Here is a 15,336-nt window from a genome sequence, read left to right on the forward strand (position 1 = left end):
CAGGGATCAGATCAGCTGGCCGATGGCCGCCAGCAGTGCCTGCTGGTCGAAGCCCTGCTTCGTCAGATAAGCGGTCGCGCCCAGCTCCATGCCACGCTGCACGTCGCCCGGGCTGTCGCGGGAGGTCATCAGAATCACCGGCAGACCCGCGAGATGCGGGTCGGCCCTGATTGCTTCCAGCAAACCGAACCCGTCCATCCGGGGCATTTCGACGTCGGCGAGGACAAGGTCAATCGCTGCGCCCGGTTCACGCAAAGAGTTGAGGCCGTCCACGCCATCCACCGTCAGGGTCACGCGATAGCCGCCGGACTCCAGGATGCTGCGCTCCAGCGTACGGGTGGTGATGGAATCATCCACCACCAGCACATGGCGCCGGCGACGTTCCGGCCCGGCACCGGCCGGGCGGGCGGCGCCGGGGCGGGTGGCCTCGCGCAGCCCGCGCTGGAACAGCCCGTCCGGACGCAGCACCAGCGCCACCGCCTCGCCCTCCAGCAGGGCGGCGCCGGAGAAGAGGGCGGTGTCCAGCCCCGGCGCGTCCACCTCCGTCACGACCAGGTTGCGCGCGTCGCGCAGGGCCGAAACGGCCAGTGCCAGCCGCGCCCCGCCCCGGGTGAGCAGCACAGCCTGGATAGACCCGTCCGGTGGAGGCCCTTCCGGCTGGCCGAGCAGGGCGGCAAGCGGCACCAACGGCACCAAGGCTTCGGCGCCGTTCAGCACCAGCCGTGCGACCGGCCGCCCTTCGGCAGTGGTCATCCTGTCTGGCGCCAGGCGCAGCATCGGGCCGACGGTGACGAGCCCACCCCCGCCGGGAAGGCCGAGCACCTGTCCCCCCGCCTCCAGCAGCAGCAGGGTCTGCCGTCCTGTGGAGGGCGGCAGGGCGATCACCACCTCGGTCCCGCCGCCATCCAGGCTGGGGCGCGGGCGCATCGCGGCGCCGCCATGCAGCGCAACGGCGGCCTCCGCCACCACCGAAAGCCCCATGCCGCGCCCGGAAAGGCTGTCCACCGTGCCTGCCGTGGAGAACCCGGGCTCGAAAACGAGAGAGAGAAGGGCGTCTGGCGGCGGCGGGGCGGCGCCGGGCTGGCGGGGCGCGAGCAGGGCCCGCCGGATGGCGGTGGCCTCGATAGCCGCGAGGTCAGGCCCAGGCCCGTTGTCCCAGACCATAACGGAAAGCCCGCCGCCGGTCGCGGCCACGCGCAGGCCGATCTCCGCACGGCGTCCGTCCCGGGGGGCGCCATGGCCGAGGGCATTGCGCAGCAGGTGCAGCACCGGGTCCTTCAGCGCCTGCAGCACGCGGCGTTCGGCCTGGATTTCCATGCCCTCGGTCCGCACCGTCACCTCGCCCCCGGCCTCGCGGGCCATCTCCCGCGCCGCCGCCGCCAGGGGGGCAAGGATGGTTCCGGCAGGAACCAGGGCAATGGCCTCCACCTCCTCCCGCAGGGCGCGGGCGGCGCGGTCCATGGCGTCCTCGGCGGCGCGGCCCTGGCGGGCGAGGCCGGAGACGCGGCGCACCACCTCTCCCAGGGCCGCATCGAAGCCGCGCAGGCGAGGTGTCAGGGAGGGATCGGGCGGAAGCGCCGCGCGCAGCCCATCCCAGCTGCGGCGAAGCATGCGCAGCTCGGCCTCCACCTCGCGCAGCCCGGCGCCGGTGGAATCATGGCGCTGGATCAGGGATTTGAGCCCGTACATGGCGGCCGAGAGCCGCTCCACCCGGCTCGCCTCCACGCGCAGATAGCCTTCGGCGGGAAGTGGGGCCTCGGCCGGTGCCTGGGCCGGACGGGGCGGGGCCGAAACGGCCGGAGGCGCCTCAGGCACCTGCATTGCCTGCGGAGCTGGGCCAAGCGCGGCATCCAGCGCGGCCAGGGCCACCTCGGGCGGGGGCGGCGCCTGGCCCTCGGCCACGGCGGCCGCCTGGGCCTCGATCGCATCCAGCCCGCGATGCAGCAACGCCAGCAACGGCGCTGTCAGCCGCGCCGCGCCGCCGGCGGCCCTATCTGTCTCGCGCGCCAGCAGCGCCTCCAGCCGATGCGCCACCGCCTCCAATGCGGGCAGGTCCACCGCCCGGGCGGCGCCCTTCAGCGAATGGGCGCGGCGGAACACCTCGCGCAGCGCGGCGGGCTCGAGCGTGACGGCGCCCGTCTCATCCTCGGCGGACAGGGCCGCGCGGATGGCTGCCAGATGCTCCCGGTGCTCGGCCGCGAAAGCCGCCAGCAGTTCCGTGCGGAAGTCGGGCACTGCCCTGTCCCCTCCCGGCCGATGCGGACGCCGCTACAGCCGGTACCGCTCGGCGATCCGAACCAGCCCCTGACTCAGTCCGGCCATGTTCCCCGCAGCCTGGTCAAGCTGCCGGGTGCCGGCGGCGGTCTGCTGGCTTGCCTGCCGGATGTTGGTCAGCGCGCTCATCACCTGCTCAATGCCCAACTGCTGCTGGTTGGTGCTGGCGACGATCTGCTGGAAGGTATGCACCGCCTCCTGCATGCGGGCGGTGATCTCGCGGATGGTGGAATGGCTGGTCGCGGTGCGCTCGCGCCCCGCGGCGGCGCGCTTCACCGCCTCCTCCGTCAGCATCACGGATGAATTGATGCCGCGCTGGATGTCGCCGAGGATGGCGCGCACCTGCCCGGTGGCCTCTTTCGCCTGGTCGGCCAGCGACTTCATCTCGGCAGCCACGACCGAGAAGCTGCGCCCGGCCTCGCCCGCCGCCGCCGCCTCGATGGCGGCGTTCAGCGCCAGCAGGTGGCTGCGCTCGGAGATGTCGTTCACCGTCGCGGTGATCTCGCTGATCGCCTGGGTCTTCTCGCTGAGCGCCACGATGTTCTCGGCCACGCGCTCCGCCTGTTCGCGGATGCCATCCATGGCGCGCACCGTCTCCTCCACGGCGTGCAGCCCATTGTCGCTGGTGCGCACGGTAGCCTGCGCGGCAGCAATCACCTCCTGCGCGCGCTTGCCGATCTGGGCGCCGGAATGGGTGATCTCGTCCACCGTGGCTGCCGTTTCCTGCACGGCGGCGAGCTGCTCCTCCACGCTGGCCGCCTGCTCCTGCGTGCTCGCGCGGATTTCGGCGGTGGCGGCATCCAGCTGATGCGTCGCTTCTTGGCTCTGGCGGGCAAGGTCCCGCAGGCCGGCCACCATACCGTTCAGCGTCTCCCCCAGCCGGCCGAACTCGTCCCGCCCCTCGCGGGCCGGGCTGCCCGCCAGCTCCCCGCGCCCGATCCGCTGCACGAATTCCATCAGCCCCTCCAGCGGCCGGGCGATCGCCCGGCGAATGAGATAGGAGACCGGAACAGCGATCAGGGCCGCGATGGTGATGCCGCCCAGGATGAGGGTGCGCGCGCGCGCGGTGACGGCGTCCACCTGCTGCTGGCCGATTGCGGAGAGCCGCGCCGTCGCTGCATCGACCCGCTCCATTGCCTGGTCAACGTCGGCGGCGCTGGCGATGGCGTCGGGATCGGCCGCGATCACCCCGGCGAGGTCATTCGCCTGCAGGAGACGGAGCTTCGAATCAACCCGCTCGCGGTAACGGGAGAGGGCAGTACCCACCTGATTCAGCCCGGCAATGACGCCCATCCATGCCCCCTGCCGGTCTTCTGAGATAGACTGGGTGGATAAGGCCTGCGCGGCGCTGAGCGTCTCATTCAGGCTGGCGGCCATACGGCCGCTGGCACGCTGCCAATCCGAAACATAGTCGGGTCCCGGCCGCGTGCCAGGCAGGGCGTGCCGACCCAGGAAGCTCACCATGATGCGTTGCCGCACGTCGCGCATCTCGACAAGCGACTCCCGCAGATTTCCGACCTGCCGTGTCACGGAGACATCACGGCTGGTGATGAGGCGGCTGGACTCCCGCACCGACTCGAATTGCTCGAGACTCCAGAGGCCAAGGAAGATGGTGAGCAGCGTCAGCGTCACGAAGCCCAGCAGGGCGCGGTTGGTGATGGACACGCGGGTCAGGCTCCGTGATCTGGAGACAGGGAGGAAGGCGCGAAGGGCCGCAGGAGGCGGTCAATGTCGAGCACGGCGAGGATCGTTTCCGCTTCCGGAAGCCGAGCATGAAAGGCGACGGCCCCGCCGGGGCTCGGCGGCGTGCGTTCCGGCGGCAGGGGCAGCGGCGCCTGGGCCCCGAGCGCGCGGCCTACCCGAAGCGCGAAGCGGCGCGCACCTGTGGCGGATCTCGGATCGCGTCGCAGCAGCACGTCATGGCCGCCCGACGGGCCCTCCTCCGCCCCGAGGGGCGTGAGGCCGAGCAGGGCGGCGAGGTCCAGCACCGCATGCAGCCGCCCCGCGCGGGCACGCAGGCCGAGGACCGCAGGAGGGCTGCCGGGCAGGGGATAGGGCGGTTCGGCTGGCAGCACCTCGGCCACCCGCAGCAGGTCCAGCCCGAAGGTCTCGCCGCCCGCCGCCAGCAGCAGGACGGGCGCCATGGGCAGGGCCGTGGCCGTGACGCCGCGGCGGGCTAGGCGCTCGGCGCGCTCCTCCAGCAGCCGCGCTGCCCGGGTCTCGTCGAGCCCGTCCAGGAAGCCCGGATCCGGTAGGAAGCGCAGCGGCATCAGCGGGCGCCGCCCCGTTGGGCAAGGTGGAAGCGCGCCAGGCCGAGAAGGGTGTCAGCCGTCATTCCATCTCCCTCCTCCAGCAGCGTCGTGCCCGGCAGGGCACGGGCGAGCCGCGCCGCATTGGCGATGCACCGGCGCCCTGCCTCCGCCGCCCCTCGATCCAACAGCAACAATCCGAGCTGGTAGTGCGCCGCCACGAAGCCCTTGTCGAGGTAGAGGGCCCGGCGCAGCGCCGCCTCGGCCGCCGCTGGTTCACCCAGCGCGCGCGACACGAGCCCGTCCAGGTGATGCAGCGCGGCCGTGGTCGGGTGGGCCTGCAGCGCATCGCGCAGCGTCTTCCGCGCCGCCGCCATCGCGCCCGAATCGGCCTGGGCGCGGGCGCGGTCCACCAGGGTGCGGAGATCGGGGGCCGGGTTCGGCGGGTCAGGCTCGGGCGGGGCGGCCTGCGGTGGGATCGGGGAAGCTGCGCGTGGGAGCGGCAGCGTGGCGATCGGCGGGAGAACCGGGGCAGGCGCAGAGTAGGAACCGGGGCACCAGGGCGGGACCGCCATGTCCGGCGGCACCGCCTGGGCCGGAGGGGAGGCCGGGCACGCATCGCCCGGCGCTTCGGTGGACTTCCCGCTCTCCTGCACTGGCAGCATCGGCCGCCAGGCTGCGGTCCCGGGCAAGGCGATGGGCCGCAGGAATTGGTTGAAGCTCGGATCGGGCTCCGAATGCCCCAGCAGCAGCCATCCATCCGGCGCGAGCCGGTCCCCCAGCGCCCGGACCAGCCGCGGCGTTAGCTCACGGTCGAAATAGATCAGCACGTTACGGCACAGGATCAGGTCGAACTCGGTCATGCCGAGCGGCAGGCTGCCATCCAGCAGGCCAAGCAGATTCTGCCGCTCGAAGCGCACGGTGTTGCGGTGCTCGGGGCGCAACTGCCAGGCGGCGCCGCCCTCCACCGGCAGGAAGTTTCGCGCGCGCTCGGCCGGGGCCATGCCGCGCAATGCCCAGGGGCTGAACCGGGCCTGGCGCGCGGTGGTCAGCGCTGCCTCGCTGATATCCGTGCCGAGGATGGTGATGCTCCAGCTCCGGTGGTCCGCGCCCAACAGGTGCTGCAGCAGGATCGCCACCGAATAGGGTTCCGCCCCGGTGGAGCAGCCGGCGGACCAGATCCGCAGCCGCCGCTGCCCGGCCCGGCGCGCGACGAGGCTTGGCAGGATGGTGTCCCGCAGCGCGTCGAACTGGCCGGCATCGCGAAAGAAGTAGGTCTCGCCGATCGTGATCTCGGATTCGAGGACGATCCACTCCTCCTCGCTACCCGCCAGGAGAGAGAGATAGCCCCTGCAGCTTCCCGCGCCCGTTGCCCGGATGCGGCGCTGCACCCTCTCCCAGAGGGCGGCGTCCTTGTCCTCATAATAGGTATGGCCGGTGCGCTCGATGATCTGCCGCTTCAGATGCGGGAAGGCGGGATCTGGCGCCGGATGTTCCGAGGGCGCGCCCTTCATGCCGCGTCGCCGGTGCCCCATCGCGCCAGCCGGCGCTGCGCCTGGCCGGAAAGTTCCTCGAGGATCGCTGCCTCCTGCGCCAGGAGCAACCGCGCCGGATCGAGAAGATGCCGGCTGCCGCCCGGCCCCTCGACCTCGCCGGCGATGACGCCGCCAAGTGAGCGCTCCGCCTCCACCGGGCGAATGGGCAGGCCTTCCGGCACCACGTCCGCCACCCGGTCGACCAGCAGGGCGAGCTTGCCCTTACCTTCGGGCCGGTCGAGCAGGATCAGGTGGCGATAGGGATGCGGCGCCCCGGGCTCGCCGCCGAGCAGGAGGGCCAGCTCCACCACCGGCACGGCGGTGCCGCCGAGATTCAGGAAGCCGGCGAGGAGCTCCGGCAGGCCGGGCGGGGAATCCAGGCGCGGCAGGGGCAGCAGGGCGCGCACCGCCTCGCGCGGCAGGGCACAGGGCATGCCACCCATGGCGAAAAGCACCAGCGGGCCAGCGGCAGGGGCTGGCGGTTCAAGCGGCGTGGCCATCGATCCTCCTGCCCGTCACTGGCCTCGCTCCCGGGATAGCGAAGGGCCGAGATCGGTAACACGCGGTCGCCGGAGCGGACAGGAGCAAGGCCGGGTGGCCCTCGCCGAGGACGAACCGGCGAGCCGGTTAGGTCCCGCGGCCGCGCCGGCCGGAGGAGCGCGGTGTGGAGGCGGACGGTAGCGGCTCGGCGCCCGACGGGCGGCCCGCATCGAAGCCGAGGAAGCCGATTTCGGGACGCGGCGCCCCTCCATCGCCCGCGAAGAGATTGGCGCGGGTGGGAAGGGCGGGGGCAGGGGCGGCCGCGCGGCCGCCCGGCGGTGGCTCGTTCAACGCGCCGGAGATGCGGCTCGGGCGCTCATCCTGCGGCAGGCGGCCGGTTTCCAGGCTGGAGGGTTCCTCCGGCAAGCGGGCGGCGGAGGGGGCGTCCAGGCTGCCGCCGGTGCCGGGGCCGCCACGGCCCCGCCGCGCCGACGCGGGTTCGGCCGGAGCCTGGGTCGGGCCGCTGCCGGAGGAGCCGCGCGCCGAGAGGAGATAGAAGACGATCTCATTGCGGCCCTGGTCCACGGCGGCGTCCACCGGGGTCAGGCCGAGCTGGTTGCGGGCGTTCAGGTCCGCGCCCCGCGCCATGGCCTCGCGCGCGGCGCCGAGGTCGCCGCGGTTGATGGCGTCGAACAAGGCGGCGCTGGGCGGAAGGTTCGCGCCGGGCGTTTCGGCCGGAATCGGCTCCACCTGCCGCCGGCCGGCCAGACCGGGCAGCGCCGCCGGCGGCGGCCGGCCGGCCGAGGGGGCAGTCGGCAATGGCGCGCTCCGTCCGACCCCCTGGGCGAGGACGGGAGCAGCCAGCAGGGTGCCGGCCAGGACGAGGAGGGGGGTGAGGCGGCGCATGGCGCCATGGCTATAGCCGCCCGGGGCCGCCGCGGCCACTCCCCGATGCGGCGGGGCCGGGTAGAGCCTTCTCAGCCGCAGCCCTGGCCGCGATAGGTGTAGCTCGCGACCCGGCCGTCCCGCAGGGCGAAGGTCACGTCGCATTGCACTGGGGCGTAGGTTGTGTAGCCCAGGCCGAAGCCGCCGTAATAGCCGCGCCCATAGGGGCCGATCGGCGCCCCGGCGAAGCCGCCCGGCAGGGCGATCGTCCGCTGCTCCTCGTATTGCAGGAATTTCTGGCCGCCGGTTTCGTAGTTCCGGGTCGGCACGCCCAGGGCTGTCACCAGTTCGAGCTCGGTTCGCCCGACATAGCTGGCGAGCCGGTCGTCGATCGTGGGGCCGACGGCGCAGGCCGAGAGGGCCAGGACAGGGAGGAGAGGAAGGACGGGAAAGATGCGGGACATGATCCGGATCTGGGGTGCCGCGCCAGCCGCGTGAAGACGCAAGGGCGGCCTCACGTTTCCGCCCAGCGGCGCAGCAGCGCGGCGCGGGATTTCGCCAGCAGGTCAAAGGCGCGCGACTTGCCTTCCCGCGCGAAAACGTCCCGCCGGGCGGTGTCCAGGTCGAACAGAATTTCCCGCGCCGCCGGGTCCCGCACCAGGCTCTGCGCCCAGGTCACTGCCACCAGCCGCTTCCCGCGCGTGACGGGGGCGACGCGGTGCAGGGTGCCGGCGGGATAGGCCACCGCCTCCCCGGCGCCGAGGCGCACCGCCATCTCGCCGGCACTGGTCTCGATCACCAGCTCGCCGCCGTCATAGCTGGCGGGGTCCGAGAGAAAGATCGTGACCGCGATGTCGCCCCTGAGCGGCGCCTCGCCGCGTGGGTCGGAGGGGGCGCCGCCGCCCATCAGCGCATCGTCCACATGGGTGCCGTAGGTCCTGCCCGGCGCGTAGCGGGCGAAGAGAAAGGGGCGGATCCGGCGCGGCAGCGCGGCGGCGCGGAACACCTCGTTCGTCTCCAGCGCGGCGGCGGCGATCTCCCCGGCCTCGCGCGTCAGCGGGTCCAGCGGGTCAGCCTGCTCATTGTCCTTCACGCCGCGGGCATGCCAGCCGGCGGTCGCGGCGCCATCGCCGAAGTGGCAGCGGGCCAGCAGGGACCGCAACTTGCCGAGGGTCTCGGGTGGAAGCACATTGGGGATGCAAACGATCATCGCTCGCAGCCTGCCAGGAGAGAATACCGATGGGGAGTGGTCCGGTGCGTTTTGGCCCGCTGCGGCTTTGGGTCGGAGTCGGGGCCTTCGCCCTGGCAGGCGCCCCTTTGCCCCCGGCGGCGGCCCAGGCCCCCACTTCGGCTGAGTCGCGGGCTGCTCCGGCCATTCCGGCGGAGGCGATTCCCGCCCCCGAGCCGCCGCCCGCCGACCTGCCCGTGATGTTCCCCAATGCCGCGCCAGCCGCTGCCCCCGCCCCTGCCGCGCCGGACCAGGCAGCGCCCGCCGTCGCTGCACCTGGCCCGGCCGCCCCTGCCCCCGCCCAGCCGCAACCCGCGCCAGCCGTGACGCAGCCGGCCGTGGCTCCCGCCGCCCCATCTCCTGTGCACGCCGCGCCGTCCCATGCGGGTCATGGTGCCATGGCGGGACAGGGCGGCGAGGGGGGTGAAGGTGGCGAAGGCGGGGAGGGCGCCGTCCTCTTCGGCGCATCGCCCGATGTCGCCTATGCGGGGCGGCTGATGCTCATCCGCGGCCATCTCGCCATCGGCATGGAGCTGGCGCGGGCCGGCGCATGGGATGATGCGGTGGTGCATTTCCTCCACCCGAAGGAGGAGATCTACGACGAGCTTCGCCCCGAGCTCCGCCGCCGCCGAGCGCAGGGCTTCGCCACCACGCTCGACACGCTGGCGGCGCGGGTGCGCACCAAGCGCGGCGGGCGCGGGTTGGAATCGGACTACCGCCAGGTTCTGGCGGCGGTGGACCGCGCCTGGACGGCCGGCCTGCCCGTGCGCGTCCGCACTTCCCCCGCCTTCGTCGCCGAGGTCGCGGCCCGCGCCATGCGTTCCGCCGCCGCCGAATACGAGGCGGCGATCGAGGAAGGCCGCTTCGCCAATGTGGTGGAGTACCAGGATGGCCGCGGTTTCCTGCTCGAAACCGATGCGCTGCTGAACCGCAATGCCGCCGCGCTGCGCGCCGCCCCGGGCGGTGCCGCGGCCTGGAACGAGGCGCAATCCGCCATGTCCGCGCTGCGCCCCGTCTGGCCGACCCCGCGCCCGCCCGAGGCTCCGGTGCTCGGCATCACCGAAGTGATCGCCGCCGTATCGCGCTTCGAGCGTGCGGCCGTCGCCTGGCGGTGACCCGCCGCGCCCTGGATGCGCTGCTGGCGGGGGCGCTGCTCCTGCTTTCGGCGGCGAGTCTCGGGGCACTGGTTTCCCCGGCGGGCTCGGCGGATCCCGGCTCGGCGGCGGAGGATGCGGTTCTGCGCGCCGCCTATCGCCGCCCCGCCGGGCCGCCGCCCACCCCCGCCGACAACCCGACCACGGCGGAGAAGGCGCAGCTTGGCCGGCGGCTTTTCTTTGATCCGTCGCTCTCGGCCTCCGGCACCATGTCCTGCGCCACCTGCCACGAGCCGGCGCGGGGTTTCACCGATGGGCGGAAGCTCGCGCGCGGCAATGACGGACGGGACCTGCGCCGCCGCGCGCCCACGCTGTGGAACCTGGCCTGGGCGCCCTTCCTCTTCTGGGACGGGCGTGCCGAGGGGCTGGAGGCCCAGGCCGAGGCCCCTATCGAGGCGCATGAGGAAATGGGCCAACCGCTCGATGCGCTAGTCGGGCGGATGGGCGCGGATGCAGGCTGGCGCGCCACCTTCGCCACCGCCTTCCCCGGCGAGGCGCAGCCGGTGACGCGGGAGAACCTCGTCCGCGCGCTGGCCTCCTGGGAACGCACGCTGGTCTCCCCGCGCACGCGCTTCGACGCCTGGGTGGAGGGCGACGGTTCCGCGCTGACCGCGCAGGAGCGGCGCGGCCTGTCACTGTTCCACGGCACCGCCGGCTGCGCGAATTGCCACGAGGGCTGGGCCTTCACGGACTACGCCTTCTACGACATCGGCCTGCCCGCCCGCCCCAGCGCCTCCCCCGATCTCGGCCGCGGCCCGGTGCTGGGGCTGGAGCGCGCGGACCATGCCTTCAAGACGCCGAGCCTGCGGGAGGCGATGCGCCGCGCGCCCTATATGCATGACGGCTCGCTGCCGGATCTCGACGCCGTGCTGGATCATTATGCGCATGGGATCGAGCCGCGCCCGGACCTGCCGCCGGAGCTGCCGCGCAAGCTGACGCTGGATGCGGCACAGCGCGCCGAGCTGATCGCCTTCCTTGCCACCCTCACCAGCCCGCCCGATGCGCCGCTGCCGGAGATGGCGATGCCGCCTGCCGCGACGCCCGTGGCCGTTGCAGCCCTGGCGCCCGTTGCGCGTGCCCGCGTCTCCCAGCGGAACCGGCAGTTTGCGCCGCTGCGCGCGGCGCTGAGTTCGGGCGGGGTGCTGGAGATCGTCAACGACGACAACACGGCGCACAACATCCGGATCGATTCGCCGGAGCTGCGGCTGAACAGCGGCATCCAGGACCCGGGGCAGACGGTGAGCTGGCGGATGACGAAGCCGGGGCGCTTCGTGGCCTTTTGCGGGATTCATCCGCGGATGCGGCTTGAAGTCACGGTGGCCGCGCCGTGAGGAAGTAGGCGGGGGGAACTGGCGCGATGGCATGGGCTGGGCCAGCATCGTGCCGCCCACCGAACAGGACGCGCCGCCTTGCCTGATTCCGCCATTCTCGATCGCCTGCGCAACGCCGTGGACCGGAACTTCGAGGCCGAGACGAACTTCCTGGCCGAACTCGTCCGCTTCCCCAGCCTGCGCGGGCGCGAGGCGCCGTTGCAGGACTGGTTCGCGCGGCAGATGGCGCAGCGGGGCTATGCGGTGGACCGCTACACCCTCGCCGACGTGCCGCTGGAGACGCATGAGAAGGCCGCGCCGATGGTGGATGTGGACCCTGCCGCCTCGGTCCAGGTCGTCGCCACCAAGCGCGCGAAGAATGCCGGCGGCCGCAGCCTAATCCTGCAAGGCCATATCGACGTTGTGCCGGAAGGCCCGACCGAGATGTGGACCCACCCGCCCTATGGCGGGGTGGTGCGCGACGGCTGGCTTTACGGCCGCGGCGCCAATGACATGAAGGCAGGAGTCGCCGCCATGGTCTTCGCCATGGATGCGCTGCGCGACGCAGGGCTGGTGCCGGCGGGCGACATCCACCTCCAGACCGTGACGGAGGAGGAGAGCACCGGCAACGGCGCCCTTTCCACCCTGTTGCGCGGCTACCGCGCCGATGCCTGCCTCATCCCCGAGCCCACTGCCGGCACCATCACCCGCGCGCATACCGGCACGCTGTGGTTCCGCCTGCGCGTGCGCGGCGTGCCCGTGCATGTCGCGGTAGCGGATGCAGGCACGAATGCCATCCTCTCAGCCATGCATCTGATCCGCGCCTTGCAGGACCACACCGTGGCGCTGAACGAACGCGCGAAATCAGATCCCTCCTTCGGTGCGGTGAAGAACCCGATCAAGTTCAACCCCGGCATCATCCGCGGCGGCGACTGGGCTTCCTCCACCCCCGCCTGGTGCGAGGTGGATTGTCGCATCGGCCTCACCCCTTCCATGGAGGTGGCGGAGGTGATGAAGGGCGTGGAGAAGGCGGTGGAAGCCGCGCGCGCGGGCGACGCCTTCCTGGCGAACAATCCGCCCGAGATCACCTGGCACGGCTTTCAGGCCGATGGCTATGTGCTGGAGCCGGGCAGCGAGGCGGAGCGCCTGCTGGCCGAGGCGCACCGTTCGGCCTTCGGCGCGGAGATGGAGGAGCGCCGCTCCACCGCCGTGAACGACACGCGCTATTACGGCCGATACTATGCCATGCCCGCGCTCTGCTACGGCCCGGGCGGTGAGGGCAACCACGGCTTCGACGAGCGCACCAATCTCGATTTGCTGCGCAAGACCACGCTTTCGATGGCCGCCTTCATCGCCGATTGGTGCGGCGTGGAGGGCTGACGCGCTTCGCCTTCTCCGCGCCGGCGGCCGCCCGCCAACGGGCGGTCCGCCGGGCTGTGTTCAGCGGCGCGGGTTCATCGCCGCCGGATCGAAGGGGCGATATCCCGCCGGCACGCGGAAGCGCGCAGCATCCTGGCTGGCATAGTCCAGCCGCGTGACGGTGGTGGTCTTGGACGCCTCGCCGCCTTCCATCTCCACCACGCGCAGCAGAACGCCGTCGGAGGTGACGCAGGCTTCCTTCACCTCAGCCTCGTCCTCCGGATCCTCCTTCGGCGCCTCGATCCGCCAGACGGTGCAGGCATGGCCCGCGATCCGCTCGCTGCCCTTGCGCGTGACGCGGCTGCCGGGTTCCACCAGCCCGATCCCCGGCCCGTCATCCTTGCCGTCATCGCTTTCGACGAACATGCGCTGCTCGGTCATCAGAATGGTGGTGCGGCGGCTGCGCGTGTTCTGCAGCAGCGTCCCGCCGGGCGTGTCGATGCGCAGGATGCCCTCGGAGGTGAGCCAGGACATGCTGAAGTCCTGGTTGTCGCCGCTGTCGGCCCGATAGGTCGCGGTGAAGTCGCGGGTCGGAGACGGCGGCGGGCCGCCCGTCTGTGCCAGTGCGGAGCCGGCAAGGCCCAGCAGGGCGGCGACGGTGGCGGCAAGGCGCATGGCGATTCCTCTTCGTTACGATGGGCGCGATGTCGCCGCAGAAGCGCGGCCGGTCAATCGCGACCGCCCATCGATGAGGAAATCAGCCGCCGCCCTACCGTCCCTCGCGCCTCCAGGCGACCACCGCCACGCCCAGCACCAGCAGCAGCGCCAGCCAGGGCGGCAGCAGCGGCAGGGCGGAGATGCCGGTAACGGTATGGTCCTCGCGCCGCACCAGACCAATCCAGCCGGAACCGGCGGCATCGCGCCCCATGGAGACGCGGCGAATATCGGGCAGGCCCGAACCATCCCCGATCCAGCGCGCGGCGCCACCGGAGGCCTGCACCACGGCCTGCATCCGCCCGGCATCGGCGCGAAGATCGGCGATCTCGGGCGGGTTGGCGGCCTCGGCGGCGGCGAAGGCGGTGCGGGTGCCATCGGTCGCGGACCACACGCCGGCCTGGGTGGCGGGAAGCTCCACCACCGCGCGGCCACCCTCGCGCCGTTCGGGTGACTGACGGGTGGTGGTGCCGTCCGGCGCGGTGATGGTGATCTGCGGCGGCGGCGCATCGGCGATGCTGCGGCGGGTGACGGTCAGCCGGCCCTGGGCGATGGAGGCGGTCAGGTCCTCCTCCTCCAGCTCCGGCTCCCGCATTAGCCAGTGCGCGATGCGGCGCAGCAGCTCCGCCTGCGGCCCGCCGCCATCATGCCCGCGCGACCAGAGCCAGATCTGGTCCGACAGCAGCAGCGCCACCCGGCCCTCGCCCACCCGGTCCAGCAGCAGCAGGGGATTGCCATCGGGGCCGTTCATGACATTGGCGCCGCTTCGCGGCTCGGCGCGCAACATGCGGTACCAGCGGCCCCAGCTCGCCTGGGCCGCGGCATTCCCGTTGGCGCCCGTCAGCCCCTCCGTCACCGGGTGGCGCAGACCGGTCTCGCTCACCTGCGCGCGGAAGGCGCTTTCCAGCAGCGCCTGGTTGCCGGGCAGCGGGCGCGCCGGCAGCACGGCGCCGAGCGGCGTGTTGGCGAGGGAGGAGGCGCCGGTGAATTCCGGCCCCACCGACATCAGCAGCGCGCCGCCCTGGCGCACATGCTCGGCGATGTTGCGCAGGTATTGCGGCGGCAGGATGCCGCGGTTGGAGAAGCGGTCGAAGACGATCAGGTCGAATTCGCGCAGCTTCTGCTGGAAGAGCTCCCGCACCGGGAAGGCGATCAGCGCCAGCTCGTTCAGCGGCGTCAGGTCGTCCTTCTCGGGCGGGCGCAGGATGGTGAAATGCACGAGGTCGACATTGGGATCGGCCTTCAGCAGTCGGCGCCAGGTGCGCTCACCCGCATGGGGCTCGCCCGAGACCAGCAGCACGCGCAGCCGGTCCCGCACGCCGTTCACGGTGACGATGGCGCTGTTGTTCAGCGTGCTCACCTCGCCTGGCCGTTCCTCGGCGGTGATCTCGATGACGCTCGGGCCGCCGCGCTCGATGGGCAGGGTGATGCGGTGCTCGCGGCCCGGCACCACGCTTTCGCTGAGCGGCGCGCCGCCATCGCGGCGGATGGAGAGGCGCACCGGGCTGTTCGCGGCATTCGCCGCGATGCCGAGATCCTCCACCGCCACCCGCAGCTCCACGCTGCGGCCGACAATGCCGAAGCCGGGTGCCTCGATGATACGGAGGCGCCGGTCCACCTCGCCCGCGCGACCCGGCAGCAGCAGGTGCAGAGGCGCATCCGTGGCGAAGTTCTGCGGCACGTCATGCACCTGGCCGTCGCTCAGCGCGATGATGCCGGCCAGCCGCGCGCGCGGGATGTCGGACAGCCCGCGCTCAATGGCGGTGAAGAGGCGCGTGCCCTGACTGCCGCCTTCCTCCGCCGTGACGGTGCGCAACTCCAGATCCGGCAGGCGCCCGGCGCGTGCCTCGATCTGCGCCCGCGCCGCGGCGATCGCGGCCTCGCGCCCGGCGACGGTGGTGGAGGCGCTGTTGTCCACCGCCAGCAGCGCGACGTCCGGCCGCATCTCACGCGTCTGCTGCACCAGCCGCGGATTGGCGATGGCGCCGAGGATCAGCAGGAAGGCGAGCGCGCGCCACCAGGCACCGCGCGCGCGCCGCCAGATCGCCGGCACCAGCGCCAGCACGGCGATGACGGCCAGCGCCGCCAGCAACCAGTGCGGCAGGATGGGTGCGAGATCGATGGAGGTGAGGGATCGGACCATCAGTT

General features: G+C 72.5%; 13 protein-coding genes. 3 read left to right on the forward strand and 10 right to left on the reverse strand.

The genetic code is table 11. The features are described from left to right. Window positions 1-6: 6 nt before the first annotated feature. The 8 genes from GSE44_RS01200 to GSE44_RS01235 form a co-directional block, all read right to left on the reverse strand. Window positions 7-2,235 (reverse strand): ATP-binding response regulator, encoded by a 2,229-nt coding sequence (locus GSE44_RS01200; protein ID WP_159346439.1) that lies wholly within the window; start codon window positions 2,233-2,235, stop codon window positions 7-9. Window positions 2,236-2,268: 33 nt separating this feature from the next. Then, the gene (locus GSE44_RS01205; protein WP_201305871.1) at window positions 2,269-3,939 is read right to left on the reverse strand and encodes a methyl-accepting chemotaxis protein; all 1,671 of its coding nucleotides are present in this window, start codon (window positions 3,937-3,939) and stop codon (window positions 2,269-2,271) included. A 5-nt stretch (window positions 3,940-3,944) separates the two neighbouring features. Beyond that, the gene (locus tag GSE44_RS01210; RefSeq protein WP_159346441.1) at window positions 3,945-4,544 is read right to left on the reverse strand and encodes a chemotaxis protein CheW; all 600 of its coding nucleotides are present in this window, start codon (window positions 4,542-4,544) and stop codon (window positions 3,945-3,947) included. Further along, complete coding sequence (locus tag GSE44_RS01215) at window positions 4,544-6,037, reverse strand: CheR family methyltransferase (protein ID WP_159346443.1); 1,494 nt, start codon at window positions 6,035-6,037, stop codon at window positions 4,544-4,546. The genes GSE44_RS01210 and GSE44_RS01215 overlap by 1 nt, the downstream gene beginning before the upstream one ends. Beyond that, window positions 6,034-6,558, reverse strand: a complete 525-nt coding sequence (locus GSE44_RS01220) for a chemotaxis protein CheW (RefSeq protein ID WP_201305872.1) — start codon at window positions 6,556-6,558, stop codon at window positions 6,034-6,036. Before GSE44_RS01220 ends, GSE44_RS01215 begins: the two co-directional genes overlap by 4 nt. 127 nt (window positions 6,559-6,685) lie before the next feature. Next, window positions 6,686-7,483, reverse strand: a complete 798-nt coding sequence (locus tag GSE44_RS01225; RefSeq protein ID WP_159346445.1) for an ankyrin repeat domain-containing protein — start codon at window positions 7,481-7,483, stop codon at window positions 6,686-6,688. A gap of 32 nt (window positions 7,484-7,515) precedes the next feature. Beyond that, window positions 7,516-7,887: a hypothetical protein gene (locus GSE44_RS01230; protein ID WP_159346447.1), complete on the reverse strand. Its 372-nt coding sequence runs from the start codon at window positions 7,885-7,887 to the stop codon at window positions 7,516-7,518. A gap of 50 nt (window positions 7,888-7,937) precedes the next feature. Then, on the reverse strand, window positions 7,938-8,633 hold the full coding sequence (locus GSE44_RS01235) for a Fe2+-dependent dioxygenase (RefSeq protein ID WP_159346449.1): 696 nt from the start codon (window positions 8,631-8,633) through the stop codon (window positions 7,938-7,940). Window positions 8,634-8,662: 29 nt separating this feature from the next. Here GSE44_RS01235 and GSE44_RS01240 point away from each other — a divergent pair, with 29 nt between their 5' ends. The 3 genes from GSE44_RS01240 to GSE44_RS01250 all read left to right on the forward strand — a co-directional run bounded on the left by GSE44_RS01240 (window position 8,663) and on the right by GSE44_RS01250 (window position 12,495). Next, window positions 8,663-9,766, forward strand: coding sequence for a hypothetical protein (locus tag GSE44_RS01240; RefSeq protein WP_159346451.1), 1,104 nt, complete (start codon window positions 8,663-8,665; stop codon window positions 9,764-9,766). Beyond that, window positions 9,763-11,136 (forward strand): cytochrome c peroxidase, encoded by a 1,374-nt coding sequence (locus tag GSE44_RS01245; RefSeq protein WP_159346453.1) that lies wholly within the window; start codon window positions 9,763-9,765, stop codon window positions 11,134-11,136. The genes GSE44_RS01240 and GSE44_RS01245 overlap by 4 nt, the downstream gene beginning before the upstream one ends. A 78-nt stretch (window positions 11,137-11,214) precedes the next feature. Continuing rightward, on the forward strand, window positions 11,215-12,495 hold the full coding sequence (locus GSE44_RS01250) for an ArgE/DapE family deacylase (protein ID WP_159346455.1): 1,281 nt from the start codon (window positions 11,215-11,217) through the stop codon (window positions 12,493-12,495). A gap of 60 nt (window positions 12,496-12,555) precedes the next feature. Here the strand turns inward: GSE44_RS01250 and GSE44_RS01255 are convergent, their stop codons facing one another. Together GSE44_RS01255 and GSE44_RS01260 are read right to left on the reverse strand one after the other, a co-directional pair. Then, window positions 12,556-13,149, reverse strand: a complete 594-nt coding sequence (locus GSE44_RS01255) for a hypothetical protein (protein ID WP_159346457.1) — start codon at window positions 13,147-13,149, stop codon at window positions 12,556-12,558. A gap of 94 nt (window positions 13,150-13,243) precedes the next feature. Then, window positions 13,244-15,331, reverse strand: coding sequence for a hypothetical protein (locus GSE44_RS01260; RefSeq protein WP_159346459.1), 2,088 nt, complete (start codon window positions 15,329-15,331; stop codon window positions 13,244-13,246). Window positions 15,332-15,336 lie beyond the last annotated feature (5 nt).

Origin of the sequence: Muricoccus harenae, from assembly GCF_009848505.1 — a bacterium.
Lineage (GTDB): Bacteria > Pseudomonadota > Alphaproteobacteria > Acetobacterales > Acetobacteraceae > Roseomonas > Roseomonas harenae.